Source organism: Rhodopseudomonas sp. P2A-2r (assembly GCF_026015985.1).
Classification (GTDB): Bacteria; Pseudomonadota; Alphaproteobacteria; order Rhizobiales; family Xanthobacteraceae; genus Tardiphaga.
Genome location: NZ_CP110389.1, coordinates 5,272,062 through 5,284,563, shown reverse-complemented (window position 1 = coordinate 5,284,563; position 12,502 = coordinate 5,272,062). Strand labels below are relative to the sequence as shown.

The following is a 12,502-nucleotide window of genomic DNA, read 5'->3' as shown; positions in this document are numbered from 1 at the left end:
TAAACGACATCCGCGCGCGCCGGGGCCGGCGGAAAACGGGTTCGGCGAGAGGCTCGGACCATGTTCTAGTCGCTATAGCTACCTGCAGATCGGCGAGAAGCATGACTATTGCGAAGGTATGAGCCGAAGTGGCTCCGACTGATACTGATAGCTCATGTGTTCGCTTCCGGACGTCATCCCCGTGGTTGCAGTTGATGAAGTCCGCTGTGATCAGTGCCTACCATGATACAGATAACTTTAGTGACATGAAGCAACAAAAGGCAACGTGTGAGCTCTAACAGTCTGCTGAAAAACCCTAGATTTGAGAGTTTTCTTGTCTCTCTGCGGTCGTTATCGAAGTGGGGAGCGGTGAGGGAGCGCGCTTATCGGCGGGGTGCCGGGGTTGTCCCCGAAGCCGGTGGCCTATGCTGCGAGCAGTTTGGGGATGCGGATCAGATTGTAGGCGATCAGGTTAAGGAGAAAGTCGGCGGCGACGCGACCGATGCCGCGATGCTTGGTCTTGCGCATGGTGCCGTGTTGTTTGCCCCAGCCGAAGATGCACTCGATCATCGCTCGGCGTGATTGCGACATGCCATAGCCGGGATGTCGTGTGGTGCGATCGTCGATGGCGCTGGTGCGGGTCTTGCCGGCTTTGGTGACGGCGTTGTTTTGCGTCACATGCGGCGTCACGTCGATGGCGCGAAGCTTGGCCACATGATCGGCGGTGTCGTAGGCCTTGTCCTCACCGGCCGTGATGCGGCGGCGGGCCGTCTTGCGCCGAGCCTTCAACATCGTCTCCGAAGCGCGGCGCTCGGCCGTGCCATTGGCGTGCGTAACCATGCCGGCGACTGCCAGGCCATGCCGGTTCTCCATGGTCGCGTGGCCCATATAGCAAAGCCTGGCCTCGCGCCCGGCCGCCTTGCGGTAGAGCCTGCTGTCGGGATCGCTGGTGCTGGCATGGGTGTCGTTCTTGCGCTTCTGGCCATGGAAATTGGCGCCGTTGTCATCGTCGCCACTGCCGTCCTTGGGACGAAAGCTCTTCTGCGAAGCCCAGGCTTCGATCAGCGTCCCGTCCACCGAAAAATGCTCGTTCGACAATAGCGGCCTGACCTGGGAATGGTTCAGGAGCCTGGCCATGAACTTCGCAAACACCTCGCCGTTCTGCAGCCTGTCGCGGTTCTTGGTGAAGGTGGTCGGGTCCCAGACCGGATCGTCCGGTGAAAGCCCTACGAACCAGCGATATAAAAGATTATAGTTCAGCTGCTCCATCAGCTGGCGTTCCGAGCGGATGCCGTAGAACACCTGCAGCAACAGCGCGCTCAGTAATTGTTCGGGAGGAATCGAAGGACGTCCCTCGCTGGCGTAAAGCTTCGCCAGGCTACGGCTCAACTCACCCAGCACATCCCGGACAAGCTCGCGGATCTTCCTCAGAGGGTGGTTCGTCGGCACCCGCTTGTCTGGTGAAATGTACGAAAACAACCCGCCCTGATCCACAAAATTGCCGCGCATGCTCGTCTCCACCGATTCGAGATGACAAAGTGAATCATCAAGAAAACCGCTTGGCGAGCTGGTTTTTCAGCAGACTGCTAAGCAGAGGTGGCTGATAGATGAAATGCAGAAAGAAGCTTCGAGATGAATATGCGAGTTGTTGACTTGTTTTGCGGGGCGGGCGGGTTTTCACAGGGGATGCAGGAGGCGGGCCACCATGTCGTAGGTGCGATTGACTATGAAGGGGCTGCTCTTGCCGTTCATGCTGCTAACGTAAAGGCGATCAGCAGCAGGATCGTTTTGGGGAAATATGATCGCGTTGGAATTGGCCGCGTTTCAAAGAGGCGGCTCCGCCAAGCTGACATTACCGATATTCTATCGATTGCGCCTGATATCGCTGAACTGAATCCTGATATAATTATAGGTGGTCCGCCCTGTCAGCCATGGTCGAAGTCTGGAAAGAGAGGTGGCGATGATGATCCCCGCGCCAGACTGACCGAAGCCTTCGGAATCATGGTTGCGGCAACGAGACCGCAATACTTTGTCATGGAAAATGTGCCGCAGATTAGCGGTAGCAAGGTGTTTCGGCGGATGAAGGATCTCGTTCGTCGGGCTGGCTACGGTCTGACGGAGATGGTGGTCAACGCGGGCGACTATGGCACAGCCCAAAAACGGGCTCGCTTTTTATGTGTGGGGGCGCTGAATGAAGCCGATGGATGGTTTCACGACTATATGTCAGAAATCAAACTGACACGACCATTTTCGGTAGCGGGTATATTGCCCGATTTTGGGGTAGAGCTGCATCGTAAACGGTCCAAATGGGTCGCGACGGGCAAACAGCGCGTAGCTAAACGGACTATAAAAGATGTTGCCTCGGACGTTGACGGTGGATATCGGCTCCGGGCCGCAGACATCCGGCTTCTAGAGAGGTCTGGCGATAGTTTCAAAGCGTATTGGCGTTATCCCGGCGGACGTTCGTCGGGCGGCATTCGCCGAACTGATGAGGCCTCACCGTCGATTATCAAGAGCTCGGGCGGAGGGGTCGGAAAAAATACCGGCCGGTTAAAGGTGACGCGATCAATCTGCGCTTGCTGCCAGTCCCAACGCTCGATCAACTGTCGCAGATTGCGGGATTCCCCGCAGGATGGGATTGGAAAATTGAATCTGAAAAGAACGCTCCCTCCGGCGATAGCCAGGGAAAATCTTTGACACCAATCCAGATGCTGGCAAATGCTGTAGCTCCACCGCTAGCGGCATCGATCGGGAGGGCTCTGTCGTCGCATGCAGCGAAACACATTCCTGTTGTAGTGAGGGCCGACTGGAAGGTGCCGGAAGCATATACAGAATGGCTTGTTCGAACGCGGGTCGTAGAAGAGAGCGCTATTCCACATCACGAAGCTGTTTTGCGTGAAGCAAAAAACTATGTGCGCGGGCATAACCTTCCGGACACCGACGCTGAGATACGAGCGTTCGATAAGGTTGCTGCGGTCGCGCACGGCGAATTAGACGAGCGGCACAAATGTTCGCTGCGGCGGGCGCTTTGCAATTTTGCCGATTGGGAAGCCTATTCAAAGTCACTCCCATCATCAGGCATGCTCAAAAAGGTGATAAAAATGAGGCCGCACCTGCTTAAGTATCCTAAAGCCCTGAGATTGGAATTAGCTGCAGCTGAGATCGACAGCGAAACCTACAATCATTCAAAGGAACGAAGGAAAGAGTGGCAACAACAGATAATTGCATTTTTTGAGGCGGGAGACCCGCGGCCTTATGGTACTTCGATCGCCGAAACCGAAGACTATAACCTCAGAGATGAGGAAGAAGACAGCGGTGCGCTTCCAATATTGAAAATAGGGTCGAGGTCAAAATCGCCTCCGGAAAAGTCAGCCTAGACAACGATGCCCGCACATCGGTTTGTGACAGATGTGCGGGCATGCAGCGCCCCGGCTACAAAGCGCAGCCGGTAGCGGTCGGTTGGTGACTAACCTCACCGAGGATCTCACATTTAAAGGCGTCGGTATTCGATTGCGCGCAGGTAGACCAAAGGCCATGCGCTTGTCGTCTTGCGTCCACCAAAGCAAAGACCGTTCCTTGAAGGATTATTGAAGATCCGTGAGGGTTTGCAGGGCTCCGGATCGGATAATGCAACATCTCGAGTATCTAACCAGGATGGCAATTCCCTGGGTGGCAGCTTCGGGCCAGAGTTCTTGTCGACGTGTTGCGAAATAGACTTCAATGCTTGGACGCCATTCGATCGCGGGTCTGAATGATAATCTCAAGAATACGTCGCAGATGACGCACGGATCCACCGGGCCACGCGGCAGTGACGCTGGCGAGTTCATGGGCATCGAGCGGAGTGATCCAGCGGTTATCAATGCCGCGATCGGCGGCAAGACCTCTGATCATCACAGGCAACAGCGCATCAAGATCCCGGATTGTCGGTTTTGGAAACGCAATGATCCTGAAGCGGTCGAGGAGCGGAAGGGGAAGTGGATCAATTGTGTTGGCGGTCGCAATGTAGTTCACGTGGCTTAGATCGAGCGGGATCTGCAATGCAGGATCCGGATAACAAGCGCTTGTTTCGGACTCCAACAGGCCAAGCAGACAATCCCACAACCGACCGTAATCATTGCGCGTGCTGGTCTTTTCGATCTCGTCGATCAATACAAAAGGATTGGCGGTTTTGCCCCGGGCAATCGCGAGGAAGGCATGGCATGGTTGGGCCGTGTTCCATCGCCGATCGGTGCCGGCAAAGGTGTTACCGTCTGATTGTGCGGCGTCATTGCGCCAGATGGTCAAGCCCAAAACCTCGCCGAGCCGGCGGGCGAATCGGGATTTTCCACCGCCCGGTTCGCCGACGAGCAGCAGCGGTCGCAACCGCACAGTGGGACGGCTGACGAGGTCTGTAAGTGTGAAATCGATGACATCGATGGCATAGGGAAATTCGGCGAACAATGCCGCGCGGACGCGGTCGAGGGGAGGTGTATGGATGAGCGGCAACGAAGTTCGCAGAACGTGTTTCAGCGGCTCTGTAAGTTTAAGGGCCTTCATCTCGGTCTCAGACATGCGCCCGACGGTCACATGGTGCTCAGCAATCGGCTCGATCGTTAGCTGATCGCGCATTGTGGAATCTGCGGCCGGTTGATGCGATGGCCTGACCGTCTGACTTGTCTCCATGTCACGGCGGATATAGTTCGTCGCATTGACGACTGCGGCGCGGATGCGATGGCGCGCCGACCGGTCGCCCAGGTACACCGCGCTGCTTATCGCCGGCCAATGGCGAGTACCATCGGTCAACCCTTTCGCGGCGGGCAGCGCGGCAAAACCGTAGACTAATTCTTCGAGGTCCGCGCACTGCTGATCCTCGAGATGTGCGGCAACCTGATGCAGGGCGTGGATCATGGCGCGCGTGACGCGCCGGTAGGCTGTGAAGCTTTCGAAGTCGTGTGGCACCGACAGCGACAGCAATCGAACGCAGTCACTCAGGCTGCGCAAAAGCGGCAGGTCCGCTATCACAGCGAGGCGGTCGAGTTCGGCAGCGAGAGCGCGACCGCTTTCGGCGTCCTGGGTGGCAGCCCATACGGCGTTTTGCGGGAGATTAGGGTAGAGTTCATCGATCTCCGCAACGAGGCGTTGCGCGACGACTTCGTCGCGGTTTTCCCTGGACAGCATAGCGTATCGCAAAATTCTTGGCAGGCCTTTGAGACGCTCCAACTCGCTATCGGCTGAATCTGCCGCAGCGCCGTTTGCGACAGTGTCCGGATCGACTTCACGGGGGCTCAAGGCATCATTGCCGTCGTCGTCGTCGTGGTTCAATTGACGTCTCCGGACCAGCCGGCTTCGTCGCAGCCGTCGAACGTAAACGGCGAGGTTGCGAGGATGCGATCGCAATCGTCGGGATCGGCGGGGCGTCCCAGCCGGTAGAATCGTGATAAAGTTCGAGCCCAGTGTCCTTCCGGATCGGCAACCCAGACCTGTGAAGTGACGATTCTGCGCGATCCTAGTAGCGGATGCTGCGTGACCTGGCCGACGAGATGCAGGCCGAGCGGAGAGAGCACGGGGACATAGGAATCGAGCATTGGTGCGGTGCGCAAACGCGCCGTCACGAACGTGAGGTCATGTTCGAGCATGAGGCAATCCTTGGCCAACGCTTGTAGCCGGTCTGATAATGCGCGCGTGATGTGGACTGGATCGAGAAATGGAAACATTTTGGTCAGCATGGAAGTCTTTCGTTGGTCAGAACGGGTCAACCGGGGGAGGCACCAAGGCTGCCTGCGTTGGCACGCCCATCCGGCAAGCAATGCTGTTGAGACCACGGGCGGCTGACGGAGTTCGCTTGAACGTCAAAGATCACCGTCATCTTCAGCCAGCATGAGCATGAACGCATCGGCCCGAACCGCCGCTGCTGTCGCGAAGGCGCGGCATTGAGCGCTCAAAAGCGGATTCTGCCAGATCGAGCGTTCGTCGAAGAGCGTCATCAGGGTACTCTCGTCGAGGAACGGGACCTCGATTGCCACCTCCCGCGGCTCACCCGGCAGGAGTTCGCGATGCGGATCGCAGTCGCGCAGCATGCGACCCAGCACATCTATCTGGTGGGTACGCCCGCTGTCCGGAACAATGGTTGCGATGAGCGTCGGCACGGCGATATCACGATAACGCTGGACGTCGCGGGCCCGCGCGAAGGTGCGCACCGCCCAATCGATTTCTAGAACCGACGCGCGCGCCGGTATCAGCACCATTGACGCATCGCGCATAGTGGCGGCATTCGCGGCGCGCTCGTTGCAGCATAGATCCACTACGACATGTCCGTCTTTGCCTACCTCGGCCATGGCCATCTCGCGCAACGCGGTCACAAAGCGAGCGTCGGCGCTGTGGATCATGGTCGCCAGTCCGGCGCTGAGGTCCGACGGAAGCGCATAGGGGCTGGCAGCATCAGCTCGCAGCACGTTACCGGTAGCGTTGCCTCGAGCGGCTCAATCGTCGAGAGAAGGCCATGGTAGGTCTGTCGCACCAGGATCGTCGGTCTATCCTGTAAGTGCAGTCCGTACGCGAGCAGCGCAGCGGTCAGGCTGCGGCCGCCGCCGCCGTTGAGACCGGCGACCAGATAAATCTGCATGGTCATGATGGCATTCTCACGCGGCACGACGAGAACGAGCGCAACCCAGCGTCTCCGGCCCGCCCGGTTCTGCGTCATATGCAGCGCGCAACCGCTCGGTTGCGCGGGACAACCGCGCATGCAGGGTGCCGATCGGCAATCCGAGCCGTGCCGCGATCTCGTCATGCGACAGTTCTTCGATCCGCGCGAGATAGATGATCTCTTGATCGACCACCCGCAACGTAGAAAGCGCTGCCAACGCATCGGCGACGTCAAGCCTGAGTTCCTGGGGCGCGGCGACCGGCAGGTCGATCGTTACTGCATCGCCGTCATCCGTAGTCACCGGCGACAGTGGCACCGAGGTGCGGACGTGAGCGCGGCGGCGCGCATTCCGGATGTGGCTGTTCAGAATGGACATCAACCAGCCGGACAGATTGTCCTCGGCATACCGATCCGCGCTCATCAGCGCAGTGATCATCGTGTCCTGTACGTAATCGTCAGGGGCACCGATCTGGGTCCGTCTACCGATCAGAAACGTGGCCTGGCGGCGCAGGGCCGGCCGCAGAGCGATGATGCGTTCGATATATTTCGGGGGAAACCTGGACGGTGACATGTGCGCTCCTTTGCCTGGGGCGAACCTGGCAGGATCCCAAAGGGTTGTCTAGGATCTAGATCCTATTTTGTGGACCGCCCGCTCGCTGGCCTCATCTGGTCAACCATCCAGCCAGCGTCCCATTGCGGCATCCAACGCCTGGCCGGAGATCCGACAGCCACTCGATATACTGGCCGAATGAAGCCGGCGGCTGGGGAAGTGCTTCCGGAAGGTGCGTCACGGCCCGCCCGAAAACAGTCCAGGCACCTTGCGAGCGGCAGTCTGGAAGGCGATTCAGACGTCAACGCCGTTGGGTGAAGTAACGGGGGAATACACCAACTGCTGGGCGTCAACCCGCGCCCGGCCGTGCCAGATGAGGCTTGCGCTGTGCTAGCCAGCCGTCAGCGTAGCGCTCCACCAGTTGGTCAATTCGGCGATATGCAGCATCACGGTCGAAACCCTGGGCTTCCAGGAGCAAAACGAAGTGATCACACCACGACCCGAATTTAGCATCCGGGGTGCGCAGAGCTTCAGTGATCATCAGGTGGAGCGCCACCCTCGCCACATCGTCACGCGACGGTTTGCGCAACGCAGTCTGCTGCAAGCGATACGCCCGCTGCTGCTCTGCTTGCTCAGCGCGGCGTTGCGTGATCGGTCTGCGCATCAGCAATCCTCCGAATAGTGTTCGTTACGCTGGCCTCCGTGACACACGTTCCAGCCATTCCAGTATGCGTCTGGTCGAAGCAAGCGACAAATCTGCGCCGGCAGAGATTCTTTCCTTCGACCAGGCCTCGATGCTGGTCGAAACCAAACCCATGGCTGAATGCAGAGAAAATCAGGTGATATCGAGCGACCTTCGAGAAATCGGACGGACCGTCGGAAGGACCGGGGTCGTTACGGGCGTTTGACCAGGCGGGAAAGACGATCGGAGGCCGGGCGTTTTAGCGAACCCATGTCGCGTCTCGGAGATCGCAATCGATGGAGGAAAGCGACTAGTCCCCCGTCAACGCGTGAACGTCGCTCCCGCGGCGCCTCACCCACATCACTTCTGAATCGGAAATATCGGACTCTGCAACGCAGAACTCGAGGATTGAAACGAAGATATCTGGCTTTGAATCGCCATTTTCGAACTTTGAATCAAAAATGCGCAACTGCTTCTGCGTCTGGTGCAACTTTAGTTGCTGTTTGCGCAACTTGCCCCGGGTTGCCCCGAACATCAAACACGGGGGAAAGCCTGACTAAGCAGTCTCCGGGAACGTAGGTGAGCTTGCGCATGGCGAAATCTTGCGGTCGCCCCGTTACAGATCAATAGCTTAAGCGTCATTCAAGGAATGCAACGCATATACTTAACATTGAATCGGCGCTGTCTGATCTCGAATCATCGATATCGAACTTTGCAACGTAAATATCGGGCTTTGAATCAGATGTTTCAAAATGCGGAGCTCACTTGCGTGGATTTTGCCATGTCTGCAGCGCGGCTATTGAACGATGAAACGAAGATTTCGAGTTTTGAATCGTCATTCTCTGAGTTTGAATCGTAAATGCGCAACTGCGATCGCGTACGCGGCAACTGATTTCGATGTGTCTGGGAATTGGAAAAGGCTGCCGACAGAGCGAGATGGCGTCCAATTGCTGAACCAATGGCTGGTGGCGCGGCACATGTTCGGAAATCGCCGTCCGCCGCCAAGATCGGAAGGGGTAGTCACCCTACATAATCAAAGTAACGGAAATCATGGGATCTGAATCGGAATTATGTCGATATGAATCAGGTTTACCGAACTTTGCAACGCACTTGCACGTCTTTGAATCGCTGTTTCAAAGTGTTGAATCGGATGCGAAGGAAATGCCGTCACTTGCTTCCAGTCAATTGAAGGAAATCGTTGCGAACGCTAACGCGAGACGATGGATGAGCGGCTCTGGAACTGGATCGCCTGCCGGGGCGTAGTGTATAGAATGACACGCCCCCATGCCATGTTGGACGGGTGCTCAGAGCTGCGCTACCTCCAGCGTGGTCATGCGGTGGGGCATCCGATCCCCATCGAAGACGTTGTTGGCCGCACGACGTGGTCTATACGGGCGGAGCACGCTCCTACGTTGGCGGCTATGTGGCGCCCTCTAGTTCGTGAGTGCTGTCTAATACCAAGTGAGTATTTAGATTAGCCACGCTGGCAGAAGTTCAAGGAACGATGGCGAGCACAACGGCCGGTATTCCCTTGAAGTCGAAAATCTTGCTTAGATCGGTGATATCTAGAGGGTCATAGTCACCGCCTCGATGCGCCGAACCTCACTGAGGGGGCCTTGACGAAGCCTCATTGGTGAGACTACGTCGGGACGACGCTGGCCTCGGGCTGTGCGCAGCAGAGGAATCCGCCGGATGATGACGCTCTATCATTGCGCCGCGGCGCGTTCGTTCCGGCCGCTGTGGACTCTGGAAGAGCTCGGGCTGCCCTACGAACTCAAGATGCTGCCGTTCCCGCCGCGCGTCCATGCCAAGCATTATCTCGGCATCAACCCGCTCGGCACCATTCCTCTTCTGCTTGACGGTGACACGCGTATGACGGAGTCGGCCGCGATCGCGCAGTATCTCGTCACGAAGTACGGCCCGACGCCGCTGGCGGTGGGGATCGACGAAGCGGCCTACGGCGCATTCCTGAACTGGCTGCATTTTGGGGAGGCGACGCTGACCTTTCCGCAGACGCTGGTGCTGCGCTATTCGCAACTGGAGCCGGAGGAGCGCCGCCATCCGCAGGTGGTGGAGGATTATTCGAAGTGGTTCCTCGGCCGGTTGCGGGCGATCGAAGCCGTCACCGCAACATCCGAATTCATGTGCGCCGGGCGCTTCACCGCCGCGGATATTTCCGTCGGCTATGCGCTGCTGCTGGCGCAGCGGCTGGGATTGTCGGCACATTTCGGCCCGTCGGTCGCCGCCTACTGGCAGCGCCTCCAGGCACGCGACGGCTATCGCAGCGCGGTCGAGGCGGAAAATGTAGCGAGTGACGCGCAGGGCGTGCCGCGGCGCAGCCAGGGCAGCTCCTTCTGATTCGTCCACATATGCAGCGAGCGATTCCATGAAAGCGACTGACGGCGTCACCTCCGGCGACAGCGTGCTTCTCGACAAGCGCGGGCAGGCGCTGTGGATCACCATCAACCGGCCGGACAAGCGTAACGCCATGAACGGCGAGGTGATCGCCGGAATCGCGCGCGGCTATCGCGCCGCCCATGACGATGCCGAGGTGCGGGTCATCGTGCTGACCGGGGCCGGCGACAAGGCGTTCTGCGCCGGCGCCGACCTGCAGAACACCGGCGCGGCCTTCGCCGCGGATTTCTCCAAGCCCAATGCCGACTTCGCCGACCTGCTGCGGCTGTCGCAGGCGTCGACAAAACCGGCCATCGCCCGCGTCAACGGCACCTGCATGGCCGGCGGCATGGGGCTGTTGTGCATGACCGACTTGGCAGTGGCGGCAGAGCAGGCAGTGTTCGGACTGCCCGAGGTCAAGGTCGGGGTATTTCCGATGCAGGTGCTGAGCCTGCTGCACTCGACCGCGCCGCGCCGGCTGATCAACGAATGGTGCATCACCGGCGAGCCGTTCGACGCTCGGGCGGCCCAGGCGGCGGGCTTGCTGAACCATGTGGTGCCGGCTGCCGAACTCGACGCCAAGATCGACTGGCTGATCGCGCGCATCGTCGACAAGTCGCCGACCGCGATCCGCCGCGGCAAATACGCCATGCGCGCCATCGCATCGATGTCGTTCGACGAGAGCATCGCCTACACCGAAAGCCAGATCGCGCTGCTGGCGATGACCGAGGACGCCAAAGAAGGGCTCAAGGCCTTTGCCGAGAAGCGCAAGCCGGTGTGGCCGGGGAAGTAGCAAGACGCGATGCTCGGAGCGCTGTCTTTGTCAGGTTCGCGAAACCGGCAATTGAGCATCTAGTTCGCCGACTGGGCGAGGTAGGCCAGCAGTTTCACTTCGCGGCGTCCGCGCGTCACGGTGTCGAGCACCAGGCCCGACGAGATCGACAGCATTGCGAGGATCATCATCCCCGTCGACAGCACGGCGGTGGGCAGTCGCGGCACCAGACCGGTTTCGAAATAGGTCACGGCCACCGGCACGGCGAGACCGACGGCGACGATGGCCAGAAACAGTCCGATGGCGCCGAAGAAGCGCAGCGGCTTCTCGGTGCGGTAGAGCTTCAGGATGGTGCCGAGGATGCGCAGGCCGTCCGGCCAGGTGCTCAGCTTGCTGACCGAGCCTTCGGGCCGCGCGAAGTACGGCGTTTCGATCTCGGCGATCGGCAGCGCGAGCTGCAGCGCGTGGACGCTGAGTTCGGTCTCGATCTCGAAGCCGTCGGACAGCACCGGAAACGACTTCACGAAGCGACGGGAAAATGCCCGGTAGCCGGACAGGATGTCCTTGAAGTCCTGCCCGAAGACGGTGGCCAGAAATCCGGTCAGCAAGGAGTTGCCGGTGCGGTGCCCGGTCCGGTAGGCGGCCTTGTGCTGCTGGATGCGCCGTCCCACGACCATGTCGAGGTGATTGCCCGTCAGCGTCTCGAGCATGCGTGGCGCGGAAGCCGCGTCATAGGTCGCGTCGCCGTCGACCAGCAGATAGATGTCGGCGTCGATATCGGCAAACATCCGCCGCACCACATGTCCCTTGCCCTGGCGGCGCTCGCTGCGCACCTCCGCACCGGCCGCTAGGGCGACGGCCCTGGTGCCGTCGGTGGAGTTGTTGTCGTAGACATAGATCCGGGCGTCGGGCAGCACGCGGCGGAAGTCCGCGACGACCGTCGCGATGGCGACTTCCTCGTTGAAGCACGGGATGAGGACTGCGACGCGATCGCGTGTGGTCATGTGGGACGTCCCGTCAGGCGCGCTTGCTCGATCTCGCAGTCCGCAGCCGCGGCCTAGCCGGGATTGGCTTTCAGGCCGGCCGCTTCGATGCCGGCAACGGCGGCGATCTCGTCATTGTCCGAGGTGTCGCCGGAGATGCCGACGGCGCCGAGCAGGGAGCCGGATGTGTCCATGATGAGCACGCCGCCGGGCACCGGGATCATCGCTCCCTTGGTCATGGTGCTGATAGCGTCGACGAAATAGGGCTGCTCCTGGGCGCGCTGGAAGATAGCGCGCGAGCCGATGCCGAGCGACAGGGCGCCGTAGGCCTTGCCGTAGGCGATCTCGCCGCGCATCAGGCTGGTGCCGTCCTGCGCCAATGACGCCCTCACGCAGCCGCGCGCGTCGAGCACGGTGATGGCCATCGGCTTCATCTTCTTTTCGATCACCTTCGCGAGCGCGGCGTCGAGAATCTTGCGGGCGGTGTCGAGGGAGAGGTCGGCCATGAAATCTGTCCTTT

The 12,502-nt window shown here is 59.5% G+C and carries 13 protein-coding genes; 4 read left to right on the top strand and 9 right to left on the bottom strand.

Going from position 1 to position 12,502, the window contains the following annotated elements:
- Positions 1 to 402: 402 nt before the first annotated feature.
- Entirely contained in the window at positions 403 to 1,488 is a 1,086-nt protein-coding gene (locus tag ONR75_RS25445; protein ID WP_265079700.1) for an IS5 family transposase, read from the bottom strand.
- Positions 1,489 to 1,611: 123 nt separating this feature from the next.
- Between ONR75_RS25445 and ONR75_RS25440 the strand changes: the two genes are divergently transcribed.
- Together ONR75_RS25440 and ONR75_RS25435 are read left to right on the top strand one after the other, a co-directional pair.
- Complete coding sequence (locus ONR75_RS25440; RefSeq protein WP_265079699.1) at positions 1,612 to 2,676, top strand: DNA cytosine methyltransferase; 1,065 nt, start codon at positions 1,612 to 1,614, stop codon at positions 2,674 to 2,676.
- Positions 2,673 to 3,356, top strand: a complete 684-nt coding sequence (locus tag ONR75_RS25435; RefSeq protein ID WP_265079698.1) for a hypothetical protein — start codon at positions 2,673 to 2,675, stop codon at positions 3,354 to 3,356. The genes ONR75_RS25440 and ONR75_RS25435 overlap by 4 nt, the downstream gene beginning before the upstream one ends.
- A 340-nt stretch (positions 3,357 to 3,696) precedes the next feature.
- Here the strand turns inward: ONR75_RS25435 and ONR75_RS25430 are convergent, their stop codons facing one another.
- From ONR75_RS25430 to ONR75_RS25405, 6 genes are all read right to left on the bottom strand, one after another.
- A complete protein-coding gene (locus tag ONR75_RS25430) occupies positions 3,697 to 5,280 on the bottom strand; it encodes an AAA family ATPase (RefSeq protein WP_265079697.1) in 1,584 nt (527 codons plus the stop codon).
- On the bottom strand, positions 5,277 to 5,684 hold the full coding sequence (locus ONR75_RS25425) for a DUF6634 family protein (protein ID WP_265079696.1): 408 nt from the start codon (positions 5,682 to 5,684) through the stop codon (positions 5,277 to 5,279). The genes ONR75_RS25430 and ONR75_RS25425 overlap by 4 nt, the downstream gene beginning before the upstream one ends.
- A 123-nt stretch (positions 5,685 to 5,807) precedes the next feature.
- Positions 5,808 to 6,344 (bottom strand): hypothetical protein, encoded by a 537-nt coding sequence (locus ONR75_RS25420; RefSeq protein ID WP_265079695.1) that lies wholly within the window; start codon positions 6,342 to 6,344, stop codon positions 5,808 to 5,810.
- Positions 6,341 to 6,586, bottom strand: a complete 246-nt coding sequence (locus tag ONR75_RS25415; protein WP_265079694.1) for a hypothetical protein — start codon at positions 6,584 to 6,586, stop codon at positions 6,341 to 6,343. The genes ONR75_RS25420 and ONR75_RS25415 overlap by 4 nt, the downstream gene beginning before the upstream one ends.
- 10 nt (positions 6,587 to 6,596) lie before the next feature.
- A complete protein-coding gene (locus ONR75_RS25410; RefSeq protein ID WP_265079693.1) occupies positions 6,597 to 7,172 on the bottom strand; it encodes an RNA polymerase sigma factor in 576 nt (191 codons plus the stop codon).
- 328 nt (positions 7,173 to 7,500) lie between these two features.
- Positions 7,501 to 7,815, bottom strand: a complete 315-nt coding sequence (locus tag ONR75_RS25405) for a hypothetical protein (RefSeq protein WP_265079692.1) — start codon at positions 7,813 to 7,815, stop codon at positions 7,501 to 7,503.
- A 1,710-nt stretch (positions 7,816 to 9,525) separates the two neighbouring features.
- Between ONR75_RS25405 and ONR75_RS25400 the strand changes: the two genes are divergently transcribed.
- Together ONR75_RS25400 and ONR75_RS25395 are read left to right on the top strand one after the other, a co-directional pair.
- Complete coding sequence (locus tag ONR75_RS25400) at positions 9,526 to 10,191, top strand: glutathione S-transferase family protein (RefSeq protein ID WP_265079691.1); 666 nt, start codon at positions 9,526 to 9,528, stop codon at positions 10,189 to 10,191.
- A gap of 28 nt (positions 10,192 to 10,219) precedes the next feature.
- On the top strand, positions 10,220 to 11,020 hold the full coding sequence (locus ONR75_RS25395; RefSeq protein WP_265079690.1) for an enoyl-CoA hydratase/isomerase family protein: 801 nt from the start codon (positions 10,220 to 10,222) through the stop codon (positions 11,018 to 11,020).
- 59 nt (positions 11,021 to 11,079) lie between these two features.
- On the opposite strand, the gene ONR75_RS25390 is transcribed toward ONR75_RS25395, so the two are convergent.
- Complete coding sequence (locus ONR75_RS25390; protein WP_265079689.1) at positions 11,080 to 12,003, bottom strand: glycosyltransferase; 924 nt, start codon at positions 12,001 to 12,003, stop codon at positions 11,080 to 11,082.
- Positions 12,004 to 12,056: 53 nt separating this feature from the next.
- Entirely contained in the window at positions 12,057 to 12,488 is a 432-nt protein-coding gene (locus ONR75_RS25385; protein ID WP_265079688.1) for a GlcG/HbpS family heme-binding protein, read from the bottom strand.
- Positions 12,489 to 12,502 lie beyond the last annotated feature (14 nt).

Excerpts from the sequence above, each read along its gene's own strand:
- ONR75_RS25445 (WP_265079700.1), bottom strand. The coding sequence starts at position 1,488 with ATGCGCGGCAATTTTGTGGATCAGGGCGGGTTGTTTTCGTACATTTCA.
- ONR75_RS25440 (WP_265079699.1), top strand. The coding sequence starts at position 1,612 with ATGAATATGCGAGTTGTTGACTTGTTTTGCGGGGCGGGCGGGTTTTCA.
- ONR75_RS25425 (WP_265079696.1), bottom strand. The coding sequence starts at position 5,684 with ATGCTGACCAAAATGTTTCCATTTCTCGATCCAGTCCACATCACGCGC.
- ONR75_RS25420 (WP_265079695.1), bottom strand. The coding sequence starts at position 6,344 with ATGATCCACAGCGCCGACGCTCGCTTTGTGACCGCGTTGCGCGAGATG.
- ONR75_RS25415 (WP_265079694.1), bottom strand. The coding sequence starts at position 6,586 with ATGACCATGCAGATTTATCTGGTCGCCGGTCTCAACGGCGGCGGCGGC.
- ONR75_RS25410 (WP_265079693.1), bottom strand. The coding sequence starts at position 7,172 with ATGTCACCGTCCAGGTTTCCCCCGAAATATATCGAACGCATCATCGCT.
- ONR75_RS25405 (WP_265079692.1), bottom strand. The coding sequence starts at position 7,815 with ATGCGCAGACCGATCACGCAACGCCGCGCTGAGCAAGCAGAGCAGCAG.
- ONR75_RS25400 (WP_265079691.1), top strand. The coding sequence starts at position 9,526 with ATGATGACGCTCTATCATTGCGCCGCGGCGCGTTCGTTCCGGCCGCTG.
- ONR75_RS25395 (WP_265079690.1), top strand. The coding sequence starts at position 10,220 with ATGAAAGCGACTGACGGCGTCACCTCCGGCGACAGCGTGCTTCTCGAC.
- ONR75_RS25390 (WP_265079689.1), bottom strand. The coding sequence starts at position 12,003 with ATGACCACACGCGATCGCGTCGCAGTCCTCATCCCGTGCTTCAACGAG.
- ONR75_RS25385 (WP_265079688.1), bottom strand. The coding sequence starts at position 12,488 with ATGGCCGACCTCTCCCTCGACACCGCCCGCAAGATTCTCGACGCCGCG.